The 24,969-nt window shown below is 34.3% G+C and carries 19 protein-coding genes and 2 pseudogenes; 5 read left to right on the plus strand and 16 right to left on the minus strand.

The window, feature by feature from the left end:
• Window positions 1-42: 42 nt before the first annotated feature.
• The 3 genes from DPQ31_RS15350 to DPQ31_RS15360 form a co-directional block, all read right to left on the minus strand.
• Entirely contained in the window at window positions 43-2,649 is a 2,607-nt protein-coding gene (locus DPQ31_RS15350) for a DUF2309 domain-containing protein (protein WP_208730612.1), read from the minus strand.
• Entirely contained in the window at window positions 2,649-4,181 is a 1,533-nt protein-coding gene (locus DPQ31_RS15355) for an NADH dehydrogenase subunit 5 (protein WP_208730613.1), read from the minus strand. Before DPQ31_RS15355 ends, DPQ31_RS15350 begins: the two co-directional genes overlap by 1 nt.
• Window positions 4,182-4,836: 655 nt before the next feature.
• Entirely contained in the window at window positions 4,837-5,199 is a 363-nt protein-coding gene (locus DPQ31_RS15360) for a Na-translocating system protein MpsC family protein (protein ID WP_199633551.1), read from the minus strand.
• A gap of 569 nt (window positions 5,200-5,768) precedes the next feature.
• On the opposite strand from DPQ31_RS15360, the gene satA reads away from it, so the two are divergent.
• Window positions 5,769-6,320 (plus strand): streptothricin N-acetyltransferase SatA, encoded by a 552-nt coding sequence (gene satA / locus DPQ31_RS15370; RefSeq protein ID WP_199633552.1) that lies wholly within the window; start codon window positions 5,769-5,771, stop codon window positions 6,318-6,320.
• A gap of 98 nt (window positions 6,321-6,418) precedes the next feature.
• On the opposite strand, the gene menA is transcribed toward satA, so the two are convergent.
• The 3 genes from menA to DPQ31_RS15385 all read right to left on the minus strand — a co-directional run bounded on the left by menA (window position 6,419) and on the right by DPQ31_RS15385 (window position 9,277).
• Window positions 6,419-7,330 (minus strand): 1,4-dihydroxy-2-naphthoate polyprenyltransferase, encoded by a 912-nt coding sequence (gene menA / locus DPQ31_RS15375; protein ID WP_097859506.1) that lies wholly within the window; start codon window positions 7,328-7,330, stop codon window positions 6,419-6,421.
• A 293-nt stretch (window positions 7,331-7,623) separates the two neighbouring features.
• The gene (locus tag DPQ31_RS15380) at window positions 7,624-8,223 is read right to left on the minus strand and encodes a DJ-1/PfpI family protein (protein ID WP_016108735.1); all 600 of its coding nucleotides are present in this window, start codon (window positions 8,221-8,223) and stop codon (window positions 7,624-7,626) included.
• 52 nt (window positions 8,224-8,275) lie between these two features.
• Window positions 8,276-9,277: a phosphotransferase enzyme family protein gene (locus DPQ31_RS15385; protein ID WP_199631353.1), complete on the minus strand. Its 1,002-nt coding sequence runs from the start codon at window positions 9,275-9,277 to the stop codon at window positions 8,276-8,278.
• A gap of 128 nt (window positions 9,278-9,405) precedes the next feature.
• Here DPQ31_RS15385 and DPQ31_RS15390 point away from each other — a divergent pair, with 128 nt between their 5' ends.
• Complete coding sequence (locus DPQ31_RS15390; protein WP_016108737.1) at window positions 9,406-9,888, plus strand: YhfM domain-containing protein; 483 nt, start codon at window positions 9,406-9,408, stop codon at window positions 9,886-9,888.
• A gap of 90 nt (window positions 9,889-9,978) precedes the next feature.
• Here the strand turns inward: DPQ31_RS15390 and DPQ31_RS15395 are convergent.
• The 3 genes and pseudogenes from DPQ31_RS15395 to DPQ31_RS15405 all read right to left on the minus strand — a co-directional run bounded on the left by DPQ31_RS15395 (window position 9,979) and on the right by DPQ31_RS15405 (window position 11,866).
• Window positions 9,979-10,813, minus strand: a pseudogene (locus DPQ31_RS15395) (GNAT family N-acetyltransferase).
• Between the two features lie 155 nt (window positions 10,814-10,968).
• A pseudogene (locus DPQ31_RS15400) lies at window positions 10,969-11,247 on the minus strand (arsenate reductase); the annotation flags it as partial.
• A 109-nt stretch (window positions 11,248-11,356) separates the two neighbouring features.
• Window positions 11,357-11,866, minus strand: a complete 510-nt coding sequence (locus DPQ31_RS15405; RefSeq protein WP_208730615.1) for a DinB family protein — start codon at window positions 11,864-11,866, stop codon at window positions 11,357-11,359.
• Window positions 11,867-12,424: 558 nt separating this feature from the next.
• Between DPQ31_RS15405 and DPQ31_RS15410 the strand changes: the two genes are divergently transcribed.
• Complete coding sequence (locus DPQ31_RS15410; protein ID WP_087988155.1) at window positions 12,425-12,706, plus strand: hypothetical protein; 282 nt, start codon at window positions 12,425-12,427, stop codon at window positions 12,704-12,706.
• 175 nt (window positions 12,707-12,881) lie between these two features.
• On the opposite strand, the gene DPQ31_RS15415 is transcribed toward DPQ31_RS15410, so the two are convergent.
• The 3 genes from DPQ31_RS15415 to DPQ31_RS15425 form a co-directional block, all read right to left on the minus strand.
• Entirely contained in the window at window positions 12,882-14,096 is a 1,215-nt protein-coding gene (locus DPQ31_RS15415; RefSeq protein WP_199633556.1) for an MFS transporter, read from the minus strand.
• Window positions 14,097-14,414: 318 nt separating this feature from the next.
• Entirely contained in the window at window positions 14,415-16,271 is a 1,857-nt protein-coding gene (locus DPQ31_RS15420) for an alpha/beta fold hydrolase (protein WP_208730616.1), read from the minus strand.
• A gap of 59 nt (window positions 16,272-16,330) precedes the next feature.
• Window positions 16,331-16,897 carry a TetR/AcrR family transcriptional regulator gene (locus DPQ31_RS15425; RefSeq protein WP_001072318.1) on the minus strand — a complete coding sequence of 189 codons (567 nt, stop codon included), beginning with the start codon at window positions 16,895-16,897 and terminating at the stop codon, window positions 16,331-16,333.
• Between the two features lie 937 nt (window positions 16,898-17,834).
• Here DPQ31_RS15425 and DPQ31_RS15430 point away from each other — a divergent pair.
• Window positions 17,835-18,560 (plus strand): GntR family transcriptional regulator, encoded by a 726-nt coding sequence (locus tag DPQ31_RS15430; protein ID WP_199631357.1) that lies wholly within the window; start codon window positions 17,835-17,837, stop codon window positions 18,558-18,560.
• Complete coding sequence (locus DPQ31_RS15435) at window positions 18,541-19,173, plus strand: sterol desaturase family protein (protein WP_061530651.1); 633 nt, start codon at window positions 18,541-18,543, stop codon at window positions 19,171-19,173. Before DPQ31_RS15430 ends, DPQ31_RS15435 begins: the two co-directional genes overlap by 20 nt.
• 620 nt (window positions 19,174-19,793) lie before the next feature.
• On the opposite strand, the gene DPQ31_RS15440 is transcribed toward DPQ31_RS15435, so the two are convergent.
• The 4 genes from DPQ31_RS15440 to DPQ31_RS15455 form a co-directional block, all read right to left on the minus strand.
• Entirely contained in the window at window positions 19,794-20,897 is a 1,104-nt protein-coding gene (locus tag DPQ31_RS15440; protein ID WP_199633559.1) for a Ger(x)C family spore germination protein, read from the minus strand.
• The gene (locus tag DPQ31_RS15445; RefSeq protein WP_098001556.1) at window positions 20,894-21,997 is read right to left on the minus strand and encodes a GerAB/ArcD/ProY family transporter; all 1,104 of its coding nucleotides are present in this window, start codon (window positions 21,995-21,997) and stop codon (window positions 20,894-20,896) included. Before DPQ31_RS15445 ends, DPQ31_RS15440 begins: the two co-directional genes overlap by 4 nt.
• Window positions 21,998-22,001: 4 nt before the next feature.
• Window positions 22,002-23,549 (minus strand): spore germination protein, encoded by a 1,548-nt coding sequence (locus DPQ31_RS15450; RefSeq protein ID WP_208730617.1) that lies wholly within the window; start codon window positions 23,547-23,549, stop codon window positions 22,002-22,004.
• A 223-nt stretch (window positions 23,550-23,772) separates the two neighbouring features.
• Complete coding sequence (locus DPQ31_RS15455; protein WP_087969171.1) at window positions 23,773-24,915, minus strand: MFS transporter; 1,143 nt, start codon at window positions 24,913-24,915, stop codon at window positions 23,773-23,775.
• Window positions 24,916-24,969: the final 54 nt, after the last annotated feature.

A 24,969-nucleotide genomic window follows, 5' to 3' on the forward strand; every position in this document is an offset into this window, starting at 1 on the left:
TTTTAAGCTAGTAACAATAGTTGATTCTGCATTACATGATTGTTACCAGTTTGTCCATTGTCCTTCTGGATCAACACTTGCAAGTCTAACCCATCCATTTTGAACTTTTTCTCGAAATGTGAAATCATTATTTAGCAAACGTTCTATATATTTAATAGGCGCTTGAATTACAATTAGTAAACGAAGTGGTGAATGATACGTCTCACTATCTGACTGCATAACGGATTGCCAAGGTAAGCCTGGTAACAAATCACTTGCATTTCCCTGCATAACACCGAGACCTGCCGTTACGGTTTGTGTTGTTTTGTTTCCACTACCATAATAATGTGGAACTACAGTTGAAGCGTAATATTGTAGATTTATCCACTGAGCTACTGTTCCTGGTCCTGCAATAATGTTAGCTAATATATCGCCACTTTCATCCTGTTTCCAATCATAATTATGGAGGAAAGCCCTACCTTCTAAGTCACAATCCTGAGTTAATTCTCGTTGCCCGATAATAAAAGATGCATTACGGGCTAATCCCCATTCTGGACGTATTTCACTCCAATCTTCTGCAAATCGATGTGCCTCTTTACTCGCATTTTTTATTTTCGTTTTAAAATTTGGTAATTGCGTTAAACGCTCTCTATTTGCATGTTGGCTCACATTTGGCATAATCGACTCGATACAATCAAATGCTTCTTGTGCAGTTTCCGAAAGTTCTGGGACGTAAATCCATTCCAATTCGTCCACTGTTGTTTTATGTTCAGCTGCTGCAAAAATGGTATCCTCAGGAATTTCAATACCTTCAGCAAACAACGCCTCTCGCACTTCTGGCAGATTGCATAAAGTAGCAAAAACTCTTGCATTGAATCCTCCTGCTGCTCCGCCACAAGCACCACACTCAAGTGCTGCAGCATAAGGGTTGTTCGTACTTTGACTACTGTGTCCGCACATTACAACTAAAGGAGCAAATTTTTCTGTCAGTCCCACCATTTTTAAAGCTTGACGCACATAGTTCACTTTTTCTTCTTTCGTAAAACCGATAGGTATCTCACCTTTTGTGTCATGAACATGATTAAGCGAGAATGTTGTATCAGGTTTTTGTAACATAGTTTTACGAAGGTTACGAATGAAACCACCAACTCCTCTTGGGACAAAGCTTCTTGTCACCATCTGTAGACCAAGTAAAGGACCACTTAACTCAGGTAGCGCCATACTTGTTAGTACGTTCTGTTTCATCGTTTTAAATGTATAACGCACCGAACTGCCTACCCTCTTACGTTGCTCATAAGATTTCAGTTCATTTTCATCTGTAAGCTCTTTTATTTGATGTTTCGGTTTGAGTATAACTGGCAAAGAAGGATGGTTGTTATTACTACCTAGTTCACTAGTTGCAATTGGTAATCCAAAGAAACCAGCTATTCCAAATGTTTCAAACGGACCTAATTTTTCAAGGTGGCGACGAAACGGTTCTGAACGTACATCAATACAGAATGCTAATTGAGCTAATACACGCTTTTTATCATTAGTTGCACGTTGTTTAGAAGCAATCTTCTCTCTTAATTGCTCTGCATGCGTCTGTTCCCAAGCTTCGAGCCAAAGTTTCCTGCGAATATTTTCATCAAAACGATAAGCGAATACTAATAATTCACTTTGTTCAGCAGCAGACATTTGTAACCATTCCTCTATTGAAATATTCCCCCAATAGATCCAAGAAGCTATAAGTGGGACGATCGAAACTTTTTTCTCAATCTTTTGATTTTTTAAAGGTAAATAAGGTTTTGCAATAGCCAGCTCCATAGAAATTCGAACTGCTAAATATTCTATTAAGAGCCCCTGTTCCTGAATTGATTGTTGTGAGCGCCAGCGTATCATTCCTGCCCATCCAGGTAAAGAAAGTAAGTGCCCTTCAAGGTAAGCTTGCATGTTAGATTCAGAAATTCCTAGTTCAAATAATGCTCTCGCTAAAGCTACTTGGGCATCCTGTGGCCAATCTTTTAAAACTTTACGCTCATTTTTACTGAGCGCTGGATCAAATTTAATAAGGTGTTGCCATGCCCGATAAAAACCTTTCTCTCGATTTGGCATCGTCCAACTTAACCCGGATTCATCAAGATATAATTTACACCATTTAATGATATGATAATTAAGAATATCAGATAGGTTTTCACTATTTTGATTCTCTATAAGCAAACTTATTGGCTGCATAACAGAGGCTTTCATACTTCCTGTATTTATATAACTCATTTCTTCTGCCAGTTTATTTAATTCTGGCGATGATAATAGACTAGAAGGTAATTTTTCTAACTTTAAAGCTGCTTGGCAAAATCGCTCTGCTGTCTCTCGTGGCATATGAAAAGATTGTGAATCAAGCCAACGAGACAAGCCAATTTGTAAAAATGATTCCTCAATCTCACCTTTCGCCTTTGCCGAATGAATCATGAAGGCACTAGGATAAATATCCACATTACGAGCTTCTTTTAACCAATTTGCGACTTGTTCAAATGATTGCTTTTCAAGTCCCATCCAAGGGTGATGAGCTGCAAATGTAGAGATAGGCCAAAGTGGCGCAATAACACGGCTAGCAGATGCAACTAAATCATTTATAGTATTTTCTTGCATATCAATATTTGTATCTTTCTTTAATATTGACGGTATGCTCATCACGAATTACCTCCCTTTGATACATAATGTTTAAGATAGCTTGGGTGACTTTCTACTGACTTTCTTCTCGCCTCACCTACTCGAACTAACCAAAGATAAAGTACAGCGAATAAAGTAGAAGATTGATGACGAGTAACGAAAGTACTAATAGCACTACTAAATAGTAAAATACATATAACAAAGATAACGGCTGGAGCTGAAGGTTGAACACTTTGATAAATATCAGTATGCAACCATTTATAAAGAGAATTATGAACAGTAATGTAAATGAGAGAGAATCCAATCAAAACAATTAAGCCAGCAATTCGTCCCATTCTTCCCTCTCCAAAAACAACAAGCTGTTTCCATGAAAAGTATAGTGACCACCCTAATATTAACGCACTAACTAGTTGATACCCCTCTCCAGAAGTCATAAACCAGAAAGTAATTGCTATAAATAATCCTAAAACACGCCCGACTATCATCCATAAATTGGACATCTTTTCATTAGACTGCTTCACTACCCCAAAACGTTCTACTGAAGAACCAGCTTGTAAAAACAGTGTAGCTTTAAACAAACCATGTAAAATTAAATGAATAACAGCCGCTAAATAGGCGCCTAATGCACATTGAATAAGCATAAATCCCATTTGCGCAATAGTTGAACCTACTAGCTGACGTTTATAATCAACTTGGACTAAACTAATTCCTGTACCTATTAAGACAGAAATACTAGAGAAAATTAGTAAAATGATTTGTGCAATATCATCATGAAAAAGAGGTGAAAATCTAGTTAACATGATACCGCCAGCATTTACTAAACCCGCATGCATAATAGCAGAAACAGGAGTTGGAGCAACAGCAGACTCAATTAACCACCTTTGAAAAGGCCATTGTGCTGCTGGAATCATCACAGCCAATATAATTAATAAATTGATTGCTGTTCTTTCCAATGTTCCATGTTGCACTACATTTTCATTCGCTAAAACTGATGTTAACTGCCACTGTCCAGTTATTTGAAACAGCCAGATGATAGCTGATAGTAAGGCAATCCAACTTATTGTAAATAAATAGCCAGAGATTTTTGTTGCTTCACTAACTATTTTCCACCCTTTATTTAGCCCTATGAGTAGAACCAATCCTATAAGCGTTGCGCCCCAACAAATAATCATGAAGCGAAGATCATCACTTAACCATGCAACAGAAGATACACCTGTAGTAAATGTAAAAAGTGCAAAGTATTTTCGATATGAGCGATCCCCCATTAAGTAACGTACAGAAAAGCGCTGAATGATTAAACCAATTGTAAGAACAAAGAAAGCCATTAACCAAGCTAAAATATCTAGATGCCAAGGCCCCACAGCTCTATCTCCATTGTTATTAACAAGTGCGAGTAAAGAAACCAATGAAGGCAAAGCAGCGATACCCATATGGATATGAACAAAACGTAAAGGTATCCTTGCATTTAAAAACAATAATCCACTTAGCCAAGAAGCACTAAGTGCCATAAAAAATAAAGTTAACAGTGTTGATGAACTCAGCGAAATTAACATATTAAATACTCCCTTCCAAACGAAAATAACCTATAAAAATTCCTTTTAATTACGATAGTTTTTTTAATTTCAATTTTTATTCACTCTTTTTAGTACATCGTTTTTTCCATAAAAAAAACCGACAACTTCCATAATTCAATGATTTTATATCATCATTGAATTATGGAGATTGTCGGTTTCACTTCAACTAACTTCAATAAAGTTTTTTGAAGAGCTCCCATTTTATAGAGGATAGTAATGTATGTATTACTCCTATTAAAAATAACAGTATATCTCTGATCTCCTAGATTATGCAATCAATATATCAATTTATGTTATGCGCTATCTTTCAATTAAGAAACTTTTTCATTTAGTCAATATTACATATTAAAAAAATGCTAAAGCCTTAATTATAGCAAACAGTTAAAATAAGCATCTATTAATTTTTTAAAACAATTATAAGATAAACTATATTAAGCAGTTTGTCAATTTATTTATCAGTTTTTTTGAATGTTATTCGAATCAAAATTCATTATATCTAAATAATTTCAAATTTTCTTTTCTCTAATTATTACCATATCAATAAAGTTAAATAAAGTGCATAACTTGTATTTTTCTTAATTATCTCACTGCATTTTCAGTTTATCTTCCACTAACCTTATGGTGGTTTTAATTTTTAAAATTTTCCCTCAAGATTATGAAACAATTTAAAAATCATTACTCGTTCACCTGTACGGGAGCTTATATCTGTATGAAAACTCCTCACTTGTTCTCCAGTTAATTCCAGTATAATCTCTTTAAGATCTTCAATTCCAGATTCAACTAGCTCCGAACGATTTTTCTTTATAGTTAGCATACCTTCTTTTGTTTCGCAAACAGTATATTCAGCCGGCGTTAAAATACCTTGTAAATTTACGATAATCATATCCCGTAATATATCTGTCTTAACGGATATAGACCCGCGTCCTAGGTAGTCCTTTTCCCAGTGAGTAATTGCTTTGCTTATCTCTGATTCAATAGAGCCTCTTGAGTTTTTCATCTATGTATCCTCCTTCAATAAAATGTAATTACATTTATAATTACAATAACAATATAATAATCTGGATTGATTTTATTTTCAATTATTGAGAAGAATTTATAGGAATTGTAGTCAGGAATTCTTTAATATTATAGTGTAATTTTAATATAGTATTTTTCAATTATTCTCATCAAGTTACTCCTACTAAAAAGGCTCTGTTGCACAGATTTCTAAAAAACATTCCGGAGAAAATAAGAAATCTCTTGTAACGTAATACATAAACGAAAGGGCCGATTTCTTTATAAAATAGTAAATCGACTTTTGTCTTAGGTATTGATTTAGTAATAAAAACACTTTTAAAAGAAATAAGCTTATACTATAGATGTTTATTTTTCTGAAAGTTTAAACGAAAATGCCCCTCATCATTGTATACCCTAAATTCATACCCTTTCTCTTTATAAAATTTAATGATTTCAGGAAGAACTTGTAATGATAGCCTTACTATTGAAATTCTATTATAATTTTGTAATTGGAATGAATTTGAATTACATAAAGAACCAGAAGAAATAATATAATTTGGAGGTATCACGATGAACCTTTTAATTAGAGAGTTAGAAACAAATGATTTAGATAATTTTCCGGAGATTGATGACAGTTTTATAGTGAATGCTCGGTTAATGCTTTCTCTTTCAAAAGTAAATAGACGCATAGAATATACAGTAGAAGACGTTCCGATTTATGAAAAAAGTTATTTACAAAATGATAATGAAGAACTGGCGTACAATGAATATATAAATAAGCCCCATCAAATAATTTACATAGCACTGTTACATAACCAAATCATTGGATTCATAGTATTGAAAAAGAATTGGAATAACTATGCTTACATAGAAGATATAACGGTGGATAAAAAATATCGTATACTCGGGGTTGGTAAAAGATTAGTTGCTCAAGCAAAGAAGTGGACAAAAGAAGGCAATATGCCAGGTATCATGCTTGAAACGCAAAATAATAATGTCGCAGCATGTAAGTTCTATGAAAAATGCGGATTTGTAATTGGTGGATTTGATTTTCTTGTTTATACAGGTTTGGATAAGACAAGTGATGAAGTTGCAATTTATTGGTATTTGCATTTCGAATGAAACTGTTTTTAACATGAAACAAATTCAAAATAAAAACCCCAATCTCTCTATATAAAAATTGAGAAATTGGGGTTAAGTTACTTAACAAGATTTTTTATCTAAAACAGATAACTAATTAATAATCCTGCTGATAATAAGAAGCCGAAAATCGTATTTGTCATCGCTGTTGATTTCATTGCGATGCGCATATACCCGGGATCCTTTGCCCCTTTTTGGAAACTTTGAATTGCAGAGATTGGCTTTCTCAAACCTAAGAACATCACTAATGCCCAAGGGCTTATATAACCCATCAATACAATTATAGCGATCCATAAATAAGCAATGAAAAAGGCTACCGCTAGTGTTACTATTGCTTTTTCTCTCCCAAGGAGGATTACTAATGTCTTTCTTCCACCTTTAATATCTTCTTCGATATCTCGGATGTTATTCGACATGTTGATTGCACCGACTAAAATTCCAATTGGAATGGAAATCAATATACTTTCAACTGTTACAGTATTCGTTTGAATAAAGAAAGCAATGAGTACAAAGCATGTCCCCATTAATAACCCAGAAACTAATTCTCCAAACGGGGTGTACGCAATAGGTAATGGACCACCTGTATATAAATAGCCAACCGCCATCCCAATTAAACCAATGACCACTAACCACCAGCTACTATTCATACAAATATAAATACCAATAAAAGCTGCTACTACGTACAATAAAAGCGCAACTGTTAAAACATTTTTCGGCTTCAATCCATGACGGACAATCCCGCCACCAATTCCAACAGAATCAGCTGTATCTAATCCACGTTTGAAATCATAGTACTCATTAAATAAGTTCGTTGCGATTTGCAATGCTAAACATGCAACCATCATCGCAATAAATAAAAGCCAATCAATTTCGGCAACATAAAGTGATGCCACCGTCCCTAAAATTACAGGAGAAAACGTCGCCGTTAATGTATGCGGGCGCGTCATCTTCCATATTAATTTAGCGGAACTAATTTCTTTTTCTGTCCCCATAACTCTGTTCAATCTCCCAACATTTTAAGTATAAATTACTAGCAGTATCTTTCTATCTATTTCCTGCTTCACATCCATTCATTATATCAATTAATGATTATCCTTTCTAACAAATCTACTATTAATAAAGTAAAAAGTTATAAAATGAAACTTTAATCAGTATGAGTTTTGTCATCCCCACTGATTATTAGTACATATCCATTGGGCTTTTACGGGCAGCCCTCCCTCCCATTCGCTGAATTTTGAGGTGGGAGTCTTACTACCATTTAAAATAGGATAAAAAAGAAGTCAAATTACTTCCAAACAACGCCTCGCCTCTCATATTCCATTCTATATTCAACGGCAGCTGCAATTTTAGGATTTGCGAATCTTTCCGTGATCCAAAGTCCCAAATCAACTCCTGAAGTGACCCCTCTTGCAGTAATCGTATCGCCCTGATCCACAATTCTGTAAGGAAGAAGTTCTGCTCCATATTTATTAATTTCACTCTGCGCCAAATGATGCATTGTTGCCTTTTTATCATTCAACATACCGGATTCAGCTAGTAGCATCCCTCCTGTACAAACGCCAGCAACAATCGTTCCTTCATTGTGCATCGCCCTAATCATTTTGGTTAAAGTACCAAGCTCTGCTTGTTTTCGTGCCCCATGTTCAGCTTTATGATTCCAGCCACCACCAGGTACAATTAACAAATCTGGACGATTATCCATCCGTAAAAAATCATGTACTTTAACTGTAACTCCAAACGAAGTAGTAACTTCTTGCTTTCGTTCACTTGATACGAGTTCAACCGTAAACGGAGCTCCTTCTTCTATGGCTCTGTTTAATACTTCAAAAGGTGCAAAGGAGACAAGCTCTCCAAAACCATCAAACAATACAATTTGTATTTTCATTTTTAGAACACCTCATATGTTTTGTTTTATAAATCCCAAAGGAGAAGAAAGGTTATCTACAAATTAATAATGAAGACAACCTCTCTCCCCTTACTCTATAAACTTTCAAATGCTCCTCTAACCGCCTCGCATCATCTAATACACTTAGCGTTTTCTTTACAAAATTCCAATTCAAACTACCGGATAACCATAACAATGAAGAAAGTCTCTCATAATCATTTGGTGTTAAAATATTATGAGCCTTATATCCTTCTAAAAATGAACTAGTAACACTTGAACACACTTCATGTGACTGTATTCCTTCTGTTCGAGAATACCATTTTATTAAAAAGGCTAGTCCTTCAATGCGATCTACATATCCAATTGATTCAAAATCTACAATTCCTTTTACCTGTTGATTTGAGTCCCATAAAACATTCAAAGGATTTAAGTCTGTTTGTACGATAAACTCTAATTCACTCGTATATGCGCACTCTATATGATATTTAGCTAGATTTATATACTCCCGTACGTCTTTACATGCGCTTGCCTTACTTTCTAACATACTTTTAAACTGGGCATACCCATCCAAATGAGATTTCTTTTGAAAAATCGAGCTTTGAAATGTACTAGAACTATCATGAATCTTTCTTGCCGTCTTTCCAAACGATTCTGCAATAGATTCTGTGCCGTGTGTAAGATGCTCTCCTTCAATCCAATTTGCCAATACAAATCGGTACTGTTCATCATTCCAAGTGACTACTGTAAATGAATCCCCTGACCTATTCTTGTTAATTTTCATAAAAGGAATTCCATGCTCACGTAAATAATATGTAAAGCGTACTTGCTCTTTCAATTGTTCATTTGATAACGTTCCAAAAGCTGGATTGATTGTTCGTTTGCTATTTATAAACCTTGCGGAATATCGCTTTCCATTCACCTTAATTTTATAGTGTAGATCTGTATTCCAACTATTATTATGTAATTCTTCTTCGAGTACTAATGAGTCGATTTCTTTAAAATAATTTATTAAAACATTCCTAATTATGTGTTTCACCCCGTTCTCTCCTTCCATACAAAAATTAGGGTACAAGCAATTCATCCTATTCCCCATAGCAAAATTTATTTCACTTAATTAAGCATAGCTAGGATATTTCAAATAGGAAATAGAATTATAGAAAATAGTAGATGGGAGGCATATTATTGAAGACCTTAACATTCGGTATAATTGGAGCATTAAGTATCACCTTATTAATTGGATGTACAAGTAATTCAAATGAAACGAAAGCTTCCAATAAAGAAGCATCCACAGCAGTGAAAGAAAAAGAAATTGTATATGAAAACGTTATGTTTGAACAAAAAGAAGTGAGAAAACTTGAGATTAGTCCTGTGAATTCAAAAAGTAGTAATCCAGTAGTAAATAAAGAAAATATGAAAAAAATTTTTACAAGTATGGAAAGCGCAGAGAAAAAAACACTCCTTCTAGATCAAGAGGCCAAAAACTATATACATTCAAAAATGAAGGTTACTTATCAAGATAATTCTATACAAGAATTCTTTGTTTGGATAGAGTCTGATGGTGACATCGTAATAGCAAAAGCGAGCGATGAAACGCACGGCGAAGGTTATGATCTACGTGAGGATAATTCTAAAAAAATCATTCAGTTTTTCAAAAAAGAATCCTAAAACTAATTACGACACAAATAAAAAAGCCGCATTTGCGGCTCATAAACTTATAGAACTAACTCATGCCTATCGTTTCATCGCATCAACAAATTATTCATCAAATAGAAAATAATTATCCTACATAGTTACATACATTTGTAAACCCTACATTTTCCACAACTGCGACAGAAGGCTTGTTCAATTCCATACAGTCCCAATATGGAGTAATGTTATTCTCTAAACAATCTTTCACAAAACTATGAGCTATCTTTTGAGCTAATTTTTTCCCTTGGTGCCCTTCTATTGTTTCAATATCTATGCAGTGTATATTTTCAAATACAAACCCTGAAAAACAAACACTCACAATTAGATCATCATAGACAATGCAATAACCGATTCCTTCATTGAAAAAACGATCCGGTGAAGACCAAAACTCTAAAATTTTTGATTGTAAAAATTCAATATTCTTCAATATGTTTCCTTTATTTTCATAGAGAGCTTTACTCATTTTTAGCACTGTATATCCTTCTTCAATTTTAGGTCCATAATGATCTTCATAATCTTCTTTTTTTTGCGTATACACTCTTTGATTCCAACTCTTTAAGTTACTGTGCTGAAATATTCTTTCAATTGTTTTGTTCCACTTTGAATGATTACCAATTGCTTCAAAACAATTTAGTCCAACCTTTCTCGCCTCAGGCTCTATCACATTATCAATAAAACTATTAATTTCATTATTAAACTTTTCATTTTCTACACTTCCTATAAAAAAGAAGCCATCATTATTGCCTAACCAAATAAGACCCGAATTAGGAGAAGATATGTTATCTACAAATATACGACCAGGATTCATCCCTGCAATTACAGCTTTGACTTCTACTTGGCCTTGTTCATTTATTAAACTACTACATTTATAAAAATCATTCTTGCTTAATTCAGAAATCATAAGTTAAACCACCTTTATGAAACCACTTTATTCTAACTTTACCAACATGACAGAATATTCTATATTCTTTTTAATAGTTGTTTTAAACCAATGAAATATATAATAAAGAAAAGAGCCAATCTCCAACACAATAGAAGATTGACTCTTTTCTTTATTTACTCCCCTGTTTCAGAAAATCGTTTTATACGTTCTCCAATTTCATCGCGAACACGTTGAAATTCAGACCATTCTTTTCCTGCTGGATCATCAAATCCCCAGTGAACACGATTCACATGCGGCGGAGTAGATGGACATACAGCATCTGCATGACTACAAAGCGTAACGACTAAATCAGCACTATTTAAAATGTTTGCATCAATTATATCTGATGTTTGATTTGTTATGTCTATATTTACTTCATTCATTGCTTTAATTGCGTTTGGATTTACTCCATAATACGCAAGCAGTTATGCATAAAAACTTGCATATTTTAGGCTATTTAATTGTATTCCTTATTTTGTTAAAGTTACCCGTTAGTTCCATTCCAAAGGCCTCAGCTGATGATTAACTCAAGTACCGATTTCGGATGACCCCCATGTGATGAAGTTCGTGTCCTGCGATGCCGTACGCGAGGGCGCGCGCCGTAATGCTTAGGTTGTTGGCTGTGCCCTTGCGGGTCCACGCCTCCGCCGGTAGCCCGCGCAGCAATGTGATCGTTGATTGCCGTACGGCCCGGTAGTCTTCGGTCAATTGCGCGGTTGTCCAGCTTCCGAAAGGAGGCATGAACAATTCCTGATCGAAACCGGTCAGAGACGTCTGGTCCCCTCTTGCGAACCGGAGCAGGCGGTAGGTCATGACGCGTTCCGCGTCTGCGATGTGGCCCACGACTTCTTTCAGCGTCCATTTTCCTTCCGCATACCGATATGCGGCCTGGCTTTCGGTCAACAATGCCAGGAGCTCGGTCATTTGCTTTTCCTGGGCGAGCAGAATGTCGATGATGTTACCGTCCGGCACCAAACGGATATATTCGCCGGAGCTCCCGGCGTATTCTTCTTCTGACGGTCTTTGATTCATGCGTAGTCACCTCTTTATGTAGATATAGAAAATTATAGCACTCGTCTATGTCTAATCAATTCGCGAAATAATAGAACTTCCCTTCTAATACTTGAGGATAAGCAACTATTTAGTTGGTCGCCACACTATCCTGATTCGTTAACACAATAAGCAATGCTAATCATAATGCATAAAAATTATCTGTTATACAATATTTCGAAGTTATTAATATATAAAGGTAACACCTTCTTTTTTTAATTTAAAGATGAATTTTCAATTATATTTTGAAATGAACCAAAGTAAAACACACTAGTCTAACTACTTTTCTATACAAGATTTTATGCAAAGATCCCTAGAATCCCCGCTATATCAATGATGTATAAAATCTTGTATAAGAGATAGATAGACATAGAGACAAAAAATTTTGTAAAAACAAGGATGCTATGAAAAACTTGCTACCGATAATAGGACGTTATGTTAACCTTGTATGTATACGATATTCACTGTTTTTTAAATAGGGTCTTATGAAAGCTATAACGAAATAAAATAATATATAAGGAGGAGACTATTCTGTTTAGAATGTTATTTAAAAAGTTTATCAAGAAAAAATATGTTTGTTTAGTTTGTGGCTACGATCAGTTGCCGGGACCACTCTATAATGAAAAAGGAATCCCCGATGTAAGTTTAATATGTGCTTGTTGTGCTTTTCAACCAGGGTATGACGATGAAGAAATTGTATGCACTATTGAAACATATCGTGAGAATTGGCTTCAAGAAGGATCTCCTTGGCTAGATACTAAAGAGAAACCAAAACATTGGGATTTAAAGCAACAATTAACCAATGTTAATATAAAAGAGTAACTACCAATAACGAGAATTATGTAAATAAGCTGGCCATGTGGACAGCTTATTTTTTTGCTTAGCGTGCAAAATTCGTGTCTCGTTGGCGGTACCCCATGCCCATCAACTTAAGGGATTTATTAAATAAAAACATAAGCTTTCTGGTTTGGGTTTAAATAGAAACCTGTCAATAAGATTAGGATTGCATTGGAAATGTATCTCTGTTGTTTTTTGTTATATATTTGGACCAGTATACAGTTATGCCAAATCCAATAGTAAGAATTAATCCTGCAAAAATATATGGTAGATTAACATTTACATTAAGTAAAATGCCTCCCGTTGCTGGCCCTATTATATTCCCGAGACTTGTATAAGTAGAATTCATCCCTCCGATAAATCCTTGATTTTCTCCAGCTATTTTAGAAAGTAATGTTGTAATTGCTGGTCGAAGTAAATCAAATGCCAAAAAGATGATAAACGTTAAAATCGCGACCATCCAATAATTACCGACAAATGTAGATACAACTATAATTATAGCAGCTATGAATAAGCTATATTTAATGATTCCTTTTTCACCAAATTTTTTTACTAATTTTTCAAAGAACATGATTTGTGCTATTACTCCTAATATGGCGCTTACTGAAATAATTATTGATATATCTTTAGGTGTAAAACCAAACTTTTTATCAACAACAAAGCTAAACATATGTTCATAAGCTGATAAACCACATCCTAAAACAAAAACAAGTAATAGTGGGATAAAATATAAAGGGTGAAAAGATTGTTTAATTTCTTTTAAAAAACTAACTTGTATTTTGTTATCTTGCATTTTAATTCGTTGTTCTTTAGATACAGGTTCTTTCAAAATGAATACTGAAAAACACGCAGCGATACCAGAAATTACTGCTGCAAAAAAGAACGGTGCACGTATGCCAAAATCAGATATAAAGCCACCAATACCAGGTCCAATAATGAATCCTGTACTAATAGCTGCTGATAAATACCCTAATGCTTTTGCTCTGTTTTCTAATGATGTTGTATCAGCTATAAAAGCAGTGACTGCCGGCATCATACATGCAGCACTAACACCTCCTAGTGCTCTAGAAAGAAATAATACCCATATTTGATTTCCAACTCCAAATAAAAATTCAGAAAAGGAAAATAGAATTAACCCTGCTATGATCATTTTTTTTCGACCAAATATATCTACCCATATTCCGGCAATAGGAGATGTTAATAGTTGAAAAAATGCAAACATAGCAATTAAATATCCCATAGTGTCAGTACCTAAATGTAATACCCTCATATAAGATGGCATTACAGGAACTACAAGACCAATTCCTAAAAATACAATAAATACATTAAATAATGCTAAAACTAAAGCTAAATTTTTCCTATTGTATATACCCATATGACTTTCCTCACCTTATGATTAATTATATATAGACATAAAAAAGCTTTTTTATGTAATTGTCTTTAGCATAAACCTTAAAGTAACTTTAAGGTCAATACAAAAATTAAAGACGTAAAAATATCTATAAGGCGTACGACCAGATCAGGTTGCCCCAAAACGATAAAATGAACTTTATTGCTATAAAAGACTCAAATTTTTCGTTTTGAAGCATTATAAAATTTTAACTTGATGGTGATGGGGTGGGACCCCAAACAGTACGATTTTATTTCAAAGACACAACAATCTTACTACACACTTTTTATTTATCCCACACTCTCATCTGCTAGTATTACTATTTTTTATTACTAATGTTGCCGTTTCACTCGGGTGGCTAAGAGGAAAATGATGGCCATATGGAACAAAATCAACCTTACCAAGATACGATGGAGCAGAATAGCCTCTGTCATAATCCCCCCAAATAATGTGAAGATTATACTTTGTTACTTCATTGAAATCACCTTGATCGTTTTTCAGTAATAAACTGTTAAGCTGAACCGTAGTATTTAAAATTCTAGGGGAAGTAAAACTTTTACTTATTTTTTCAATATACTGTTCAGGGATGCTCTCCATACTTTCAAACAAACCATTACTTAATAAATAACGCCCTATCAAATTAGTAGTTGCCAATTTTAATGTCCATTTGTTCATAAATTGAGGAACATTTAGCGATTTAGCATTTTTTTTAGCAACAGGTGGCTGAAGTAAAGTGATTGAATACTTCTTATCTATGTACTCTTGTACCAACGCTTCCAGAAGAATAAACGCACCGAATGAATGGCCAATTAGATGTGCACCATTCGTAGCTTTCTCCAATAACTTTTTCACTACATTCAAATAGATATCTAGAAGATTTTTCTCTAGTTTAAAAGGAGACCGTCCCAAACCTGGCAGATCCAAGATCCATACAGGTTGACCAGTTTTTTCATGAAGCTCTTGTGCTAAAGGAAATAAATCCTCTCCATCACTCAATAAACCATGTAATAAAATAAACGGTTTACCCTCTCCTTGTAATTGGTAAAGGGTAGTGTTATCGCATAATGTTCGTTTAAATAAATGATTATGCTGGCCATTTTGATACATCATTCGATAATCCAGATCAGCTACTACGGCAGGGAAAAATTTCATTACACTCGCCTTCTTAAACCAATCTCCTCCCATAATTTTTTTCGCTGAAACATTCGAAAAATTTAGTTTTGTAATAAAATTCAGTCCATCAGAAGGAATTTTTGTTATTTTACTTACTCCACTATTCATAATTGCTTTCATAAGTGGCATTGGGACAGAGATTTTTGGTGCCCTCATATTCATACTTTCCGACATAATACTTAATAATTCAGCAATGTTCTGATCGTGCTGTTTGTCTTCAACAAGTGTATATGTTTGAATAGTCGGTTGCTCCAATCTGAAAACCTGCACAATAAACTTCGCAAGCTCATCGTTTGAAATAAGTGGTAACCTATATCCCTTACCTCCAGGAATCATTGGCATGAGCCCTCTTCGCATACTCATCACAAGCAAACCTAATCCTGCTATCTGCTCTGTACTCCCTGTTTTACTACTACCGACTACAGTTGGCGGATTAATTACAGAAAGCGGATAACCTACTGCTGATGACTGGTGACGGATATAAAGATCTGCTAAAAATTTTGTTCTCTCATATGGATTTTTTATTTTCAAATAATTATTTCCTTCTTTAAACACATCAATTGCAATCTTACTATTTTTATCATCAAAGGGACTCATATAACCTACAACATGAATAAATTGTTGCAAGCCCTTCAATTGATGAATACTTTTAGCTAATTCACTAATATGTTTGGCGCCATTTAAAAATACGGAAGCTGCCTCTTTACTTGTCGCTTGAATATCCATGGGGCCTCCTGCGTGAATAATCACATCCGTTTTCAATACCCTCTCCTTATCTTCAGCACTTAGACCTAAATCTATTTTCGTCAAATCACCTTCAATAAAGTGCATAACTGCCTTTTTTAAGATGCCTCTTTCTTGAAAAATGCGTATTGCTTTACTTTTCGACCTTACTAAAAGAAGAATTTTAACATCCTCTTTGGCTAATTCTTTTACTAATTGCTTTCCAATAAAGCCTGTTCCACCAGTTAAAAATACTGTTCTCATATAAAATCCCCCTTTTTAGTACTACTCAGTACTAATTTGATGTAAAAAAAATGCTTCTTTTATCGAAGCAATTTTAAAAAATGATCTGCTGTTTTCGTGATTACAGTTGCATCCTTCAATGTTTCTGAAATAAATAACGCTCCTTCAAGATTTGTAATAAAAAGTGATGCAACCTCATCAATATGAATCGTATTTCTGAATTCTCCATTCTCTACCCCTTGTTTAAGTAATAGAGAAACTTTCTTTTGTAATCCTGTAAAAAAAAGACCTATTTTTTCTTTTATTTGCGTGGCCTGTTTAGGACTTTGAATATAAAGAGTAATAAATGGACAGCTCCCCTTATACTCTCTCGATTGAACTCCTTGTGATAATTGCTTTAAAAACAGTTGGATACGATCTTCAACTAAAAATTGGTTCTGAGAAAGTACGTCATCAATTGCAGATTGATACATTTCAATCCAATAATCAACGACCCCTTCTAATAATACTTCCTTATTAGAAAAGTGATAATACACATTAGACTTTGAAACTTTGCTTACACGTACTAATTCATCCATACTTGTATAAGCAAACCCTTTTTCTAAAAATAATGTTGCAGCTACTTCAATCACACGTTTTTGATTCATTAATTTTACCTTTGTCATAACTAGAACTATATAGTACTAATTTAATTATTGCAAGTATTTATGTTAATTTAGAAAAAAGTTTGATTAAAAAGTTCCACTAACATTAATTTTACTGCGAAAAAATCTTATTTTGAATAAAGTTGAACTGAACCCCGAAATTATTAATTCACTATCGTCTAATAGAGGTCACCATACATGCCCATCAACTTAAGAAAAAGAAATGCCCCCAAAACGAAAAAATGAGCGGCTTCTCAGAATAGCTATATGTAGAGAAAGAAAATTTTAATTTAGGGGGATATGAAAGCATTAGCTTGATGGTGATGTGGTGCTCCCCCATCGCTATCAAGCTAATATTCTGAAGTACGCCCAAAATGGAAATTTTATATTTCTATGGTTAATTAGATCTTAGTTATTTTAGGAATCCTAAATTTTCTCAGTCCAATTTAGAAGTTCTTTTCAAAAATAGGGTTCTTAGGATACTTATCTTAAGAACCCTATTTTTTGATTTAGCATGGAAAGTATAATCTTTTCTAATTCAGCTTTATTTAAAACATCCTCAATAATTACAACTTGATAGGCATTGTCCTACAGGAACAATCATTTTCATCCCCTTTATATTCCTTCCAGTTCATAATTTTCTATCTTGCCATTGTCATTAATCATAAATAAAATGGATCTTCTCCTCGTTCTATAGTGATGGTTTTTTCCTTTTTCTAAAATAGCGGATTGATAAATAAATTTTCTTAAAATTAAAGAAGTTGAGTGCGAAAGCAATGAAAATAAACTATTCTTTTCATAGAAATATATAGAAAGTTCGACAATCCTAATTATAAAAATTCACTCCTTTACCATTGACAGAAAATTCAAATTCATTATATAATTTTGGTATTACCAATGTCTTGAACATGTATTACCATAAAATAAAGGAGACGATGACTTGAAAGAAAAGGAACGCACCTCAGATAGAATTGTGAACGAATTAATTAAATCCATATTGGCCGGTGTTTATTCTATAGGAAGCACTTTACCGCCGGAAAGAGAGCTTGCGAAAGAATTTGGTGTTGGTCGCCCAACTATTCGTGAGGCGCTTCAACGTTTAGGAAGAAGTGGGTGGATAACAGGAAGAAAAGGAATGCCATCGATTATTAATGATTATTGGAGCAATGGTAATCTAACGACTCTTATTAATATTGTTGAGAATCATCATACCATTACAGATGAATTTATTATGTATTTATTAGAATTTAGAAGTTCGTTGACTCCGACTTATATTCGTAATGCTGTTACGTTTAATCAACCTAAAGTGGTTGCTCTCCTTGCTAATCTTGAGCAACTTGAAGATAGTGCAGAAAGCTATGCAGCATTTGATTGGGATTTGCAAAAAAGGTGTGCTGGGCTTGCTGCCAATCCAATCTTTCTACTCATTTTAAATAGCTTTGATTCCATTTATGTAGATATGGCAAAAAGGTATTTTTCTGTAAAAGATCATCGTGAGTTATCCTTCAACTATTATCACGATTTATTAAAAGCTGCATTAAAGGGAGATGCGATTGAAGCAGAAAGATTGTGTAAGACAACATTGGAGAAAAGCTTGGCTCTTTGGAAAGATAGAAAAAAAACAAAGAAAGCTGGAGGCGTGATAAATGAAACTAAAATATTTTAAAGAATATTTTTCCTATCCTGATATTTTGATTATGAGCTGTCTTTTCCTCACTAGCTTTGGATTTATGATTTTACATTTAACCTCTATCGGAATTTGGGGTGCTTTTATTTTGGGAATGATTATGTATTCCTTAGCTGAGTACGCTACTCACAGGTTTATTTTTCATCTAAAGCCACCAAAGAATGCATTTTTATTAAAAACGCTTAAGCGCCTACATTATGACCATCATACAAATCCGAATGAATTACATTTATTATTTTTACCCTTATGGTATAGTGTGCCAAACATTGCAATTTCAGGAGCGATTTTTTATTTTCTTTCATCCAGCTTTGTCATGACAAACGCATTTATTGCAGGTATTATGCTCTTTTTATTATTTTATGAGTGGAAGCATTATATCGCGCATCGCCCCCTTCAACCAATATCACCATGGGGGCGATGGATGAAAAAAGTTCATTTATGGCATCACTTCAAAAATGAAAATTACTGGTATGGTGTTACGAATCCAGCCTATGATTTTCTCATGGGAACCTTTAAAGACCAAAAAGATGTTGCCCAAAGTAAAACTGCTAAAAACCTAGAGAAACGTGGTGACCAGAAAATAGAATTATAAAAATAATCCATTGTCATCATCCTGGAAATGTTGAATGAATTTTGCAGATTCGACATTTCTCAGGGAGTGGCAGGCATTTTTTCCTATTGAGTAGTACGCATGGTAATAGATTGCGTAAGGATCTTTTGGAAGTTTGTTCTGATCATTTACGAATTTATGTTCTTTTTAGAGTTATTTGTTGGAATGTCTATTGATCAATGAAAGATGAAAAATGAATGTGAAAATAAAAAAGAACTCTTTCATCTGTTGAGGAGTTCTTTTCATATAAATTACGATTGGGGTACCGTCACATCACCATCAAGCTAAGAAATGCAAATACCCCCAAAACGAAAAATAAGCTGCCTTCTGTCAAAAATACACGAAATTTTTAGCTTGAGGTGTTATAAAATTTTTAAGTTGATAGGTAGGGTCAATACCCCATCGCCATCACCTTAAGAATTCAGAATTACCCCAAGACGAAAAAATGAGCGTTTTTGTTACAAGTTAACACAAACTTTCGTTCTGGGGGTACTATAAAATTTAAGGTTCATAGCGATGTGACGGTACTCCTGCTAAAGACATTTCTCCTTCTAAAGTAGACAGTACTTGCAATCTTAGTACGAATCACAGTTGAATTCATGTTACTTAATCGTACCCATTCCGGCAATTTTAATGTTAACCTTGACGTTTACATCGCCTTTTGCTAATTCGTTACCCCAATTATTTTGTATTTTTTTCCATTCAGTATATGTGTATGTTCTTGCATATCCTCCAAGCCCAATAGGATCAATTTTGGCGGTTTGTATTTTTTGTATTAATTGCTTGAAATCAGCTTCCAACTTAGTTTCAATCGCCTTTTGTAATTTTGCTGCGTCCTTTCTTGTATTAAAGGTAAAAAGTCGTTCTGTAATACCGATTCTCATCTTTACATTTACATTAAATATAAAATGCTCATCATATCTTGCCTTTGTCTTTACTTCAATACCATAGGCAGTAAAACTTATTAAATCTTTATCTTGACCATCCGAATTTATCTTAATTGGAACTGTAAATGGTAACTCCCCTGCAGTTCCTTGTTGCAAAATGCGTAAAAGCTTGTTTTCATCATGTTTTAGCGTTAATTTATATTTTCCTTTTTCATCCAACAAAGCTGTACCTGTCACCCATATTTTATTCTTTTTTTTCACTTCAGTAATATTTACTGTTAGCCCTTTGTCTGCTCTTTGCTCATATAGTTCTTGAAGAGTTGTTTTTACTGTGATATTTCTTAAAAAAGCCGTATCAACTAGTTTTGTTAAATATATAGGAAGTCGTGGCTTATCCTTTGGGCTATAGAAGATAACGTCCGAAACAGGTCCATCTACAGCGAGAACCCTTGCAGTAACTGTATTTTTTGGATCACGGTAAAATGGATCGAGGTAATTTTCCCAGTTTTTTTGTTTCAGTAACCTTTTTCCAACTAAAATAACCTGTGTTTTACTTCCCGCAGTAAGCGCCATAACCGTAGCATCAAATTGGTCTCTAGCTTTTCGGACCGTAGCAGATTTCACACCAGTTGTTTCTTCTTTTATTTTTGCTTCTTTATTGAAAACAGGGCTTGATATATATACTAATAAATTATCATTACGATCTAAATCGATACCAAGAATAAGAGTAAGAGAAACATCTTCAACATTTCTTTGATCGAAGCATCCAGTCATCATGAACACCAATAACAAAATACAATATAGTACTTTTCTTTTCAATGTACCCTCCCCTGGCGAAACTTCTCATATAGACAGCAATACAGCCATAAAATAATAGGTGATATATATGTTACCCCTAATCCAACATTCGATAATACCTGTTGCCAAATTTCAGATTCATTCCAACTAGGATGACTCCAACATGTGAATCCGATAATAAGTAATAAGAGAACAACTACATGAGAGCTGTGATTTTGTTTTCCAAGTAATTGGCTTGAACAAAATACAGAACAGTATAGGGCAGGAATCCATGATGTGGAAACAATGGTTAAGTAAACAGCCAATAAAATCATGTCAAAACGTTCTAAAAAACGAAACTCAATTACTTTCAGTAAATTTAGTACCGGTTGATTATATTGCGTAATGCTATCAGGGCTAAAATAGGCAAAGCAAACAATAGTAGCAAATAAATAAAATAACATCGTTAAGGTGTTTGCTATAACCATTCCATGGACTGCATACTGTTTTTTTTGTAAAAATGGATATAAAAAGAAAGCAATATCAAATCCTAAATAAGCATAAACAGTGCTTGGTACAGCGGTTAATATAGGTTTCCATCCTTCTTTTAAAAGCGGAAAGAAGGGCATCCAACTTCCATTCCCTATAAGAGGGATTAAAAAAAATATCGGAATCCAAAGCGCCATATAAAAAAAAAGTTCGGCGTATCGTCCTAAAATACTAGGACCGTTACGTGCAACAAAATAGGTAGGAATCGAAAACAAAAAGATAACGATATAGTCAGGCGTTTTCGGGAGAAGCCATCCCTTAAGGTAAAGCATAGCGTTTATAAGAACGATACAAGAATAAAAAGCGAAGTACATCATGTAAATAACAACCAATGCTTTCCCTACTATTTTTCCAAACAATCGTATAAGAATATCATAAATCGTATCCTCAGGATATCTTGCAGCTGTTTTCACTATAAACACACCTGATATTGTGGAGAAAATCCAACCAATCAATATAGCTATCCATCCATCTGTTCCAGCCTTTTCTGCAAGCACACGTGGAAGCGATAAAACGCCAGTGCCCACCTGCACTCCATTAATTAAAATAATATACTGCATAAGAGTGATTTCATTATAGGCATACTTTTTCATAATTTCACCTTTTATTACGATTCTTTCCTTGTCGAATAGTTTGATTGGTTCCATTCCCCTTAGGACGCCTTCTTATTGTCCATAAAGGAAAGCGTACAAAAACATCTTTCATATCTGCAAAACGAAAGGGTGCTAATGGTGTTCCGTAAGAAGTACCTAGCGATTTAAGACTACTTAGATGCCCAATTAAAGTCATCCACCCGATAACAAGTCCTACAATTCCAAATAAGGCAGCTGCTAGCATCATTGGAAAACGTAAAAGTCTTACTGACGCTCCCATATCATAGTTAGGAATAACAAAAGAAGAGATCGCGGTAACAGCGACAACAATAATCATAATGTTGCTTACAATTCCTGCCTGAACAGCCGCCTGACCAATGACAATACCACCTACAATTCCAACTGTCTGACCAATCGGAGTAGGTATCCGCAAAGCCCCTTCTCTCATCGTTTCCAATGTTATTTCCATAAGTAATGCTTCCATAACTGGAGAAAAGGGTACGCGCGTTCTTGATTCAGCAATAGATAAATATAGCTCTACAGGAATAACTTCAAAATTAAAGGAAATAAACGCAACATAACTCGCCGGCAGAAATAAAGCAACCATAAAAGCGATAAAACGAAGCAACCGAATAGACGAAGCAACTAACCACCTTGTACCGTAATCATCAACTCCTTGAAAAAAGGAAATAAAATTTGTTGGAGTAATTAATACATTAGGTGAATGATCCATTACAGTTACAAATCTGCCCTGTAAAATGTGAGATACAGCCAAATCAGGTCTTTCAGTTAATATAAATTGCGGAAACGGCGAGTAAGGGTGATCTTCAATGAATTCTATAAGTTCGCCATTACTAGTCACAGCGTCGATTGTAATATTTTGAATTCGTGTTTCTAATTCCTTCAGCACATCTTCAGAAGCTACATCTTTCAAATATAAAATAGAAATTTTGGTTTTGCTTCGTACACCAATTACTATTTCTTTTATCGCTAATTCACGATAAGGAATATATCTTCGAATCATTGCGATATTTTGACTTCCAGTTTCTATGAATGCTTGATGTGCACCCTTTAGAGCTATTTCGTTATGTGCATCTTCAACACTTCTTTGTGGCCATCCTTTTGTATCCAATTGATGTGCTGTTGTTCGACTGTGGATTAATAAAACACTATCTCCCCCAAAAATAGCATTTTCAATCTGACTCAATGTATTAATAATCTTAATTTGTCCTAATGGAATTGGAAGTTCTGTATTGGTATTAAAATCACTATTCATCAAAGGACTTAGAACATGATTTTGAATCAATTCTTTATCTGTTAATCCAGACAAATATACTAAAGCTGCTTCTAATCCATCTACTGTTATTTGAAACCGCCGAATTACTAAATCAGGCGCTTGACGAAATATATTCTGAATATTAGCTATGTTTTTGGTTAAATCAGCGTCTAAGAGGGCGTCTTCAATATTTTTTTCCTGAAAATGAGTATTGTCTCGTATTGGAAATGACTTAGGATTATCTCTATATTTTAAACGCCTCAAAAATTTAGCCATGATTCTCTCACTTTCTATGTACTTTTTATAGTATGTTTAGTATGCATATATTAAGAAAAAATATCCTACTAACTAGAGAGGTAACATTAGAATTATTACTATAAATTTTCGGGTGCATATTTCATAAATATCAAGTTCAAAAATAGTCCTTTATGTTGATGGATGTGTGGTACTACCAAGCTAGTAATGTGGTGCTCCCCCATATAAAGAAATTTTAAACATCTTAATCTGCCTTTCCTTTATGTAAATATGGGAATAATGAAATTATCCCAAGGATAGCTAAACAAGCTCCAATCCATAGCGGAGATACAAAACCATATCCTTTACTGATCCCAAGACCACCTAGTGACGAACCAATAACAATACCTAGCGTAATAAAAGAACTATGAACGGTATTTATCATTATTCCATTACTAGCTGTTTTCATCACCCTCGCAACCATAGCTGGGTTCAATGCTACACCAGTTAAACCAATAAAAATCGTAGAAATAACTGCAATGTATTTATTCTCTGCACTTAAAGCAAATAAAGACAACGCTATGATTAATATAATTAATCCACCCATAAGTATTTTCATTGTAAATTTATCAGCGAACTTGCCAATTATTATATTCCCAATTACCGTCGCACTACCATAGAGAGCAAGTAAATATGGAATACTTGCACTTGAAAAGCCTGTGATATTTGTAAAGATCGGAGTGAAATAACTAAATGCTGCAAACGTACCACCAATAATGAACATACTTGTTACGTACGCTGCCCAAAGATGAATATTCTTAAATCGCAGAAGTTCATCTTTCCAACTTAATTGCTCTTTATTTGAAGATGATGGTAACAACCGTTGAATCATAATCCCTGATACTAGCACAAGAACAGAAACAGCCCCAAAACTAATACGCCAGCCAAAATAGTGCGAAATAACGGTTGTTATAGGTAAACCTAATACAGTTGCGAACATTAAACCTGCAAGTACAATTGATGCAGCTTTTCCCCTTGAATCAGAGTGAACCAATGTTGCAGAAAAGGAAATCGCAACTCCAAAAGCTGAAGCTGAAGCAATACCAGTTATAATACGTGAAATCATCATAATATTATAGTTCCAAGCAATGGCTCCGAGCGATTGACCAATTAAAAATACGAACATTAAAAACAATAATGCTTGTTTGCTGCGTATTCGTAAGAGGATTGCAGTTAAAATGGGGCCTCCTATTACCATTGCTCCTGCATAAGCTGAAATTAAATACCCAATAGATGATACAGAAACCTGGAATGCAAGAGCAAGTTCATTCATCATACCTGCAACCATAAATTCTGATGTAGTCATACAAAAGATTGCTAAAGCTAATAAATAAATAATCGATGGCATAAAAACACTCCTTATTCATTATTGTAATGATTGGTACAAAAATAGTGCGAAAAA

This window comes from Bacillus sp. COPE52, from assembly GCF_003355115.1.
GTDB classification, from domain to species: domain Bacteria; phylum Bacillota; class Bacilli; order Bacillales; family Bacillaceae_G; genus Bacillus_A; species Bacillus_A toyonensis.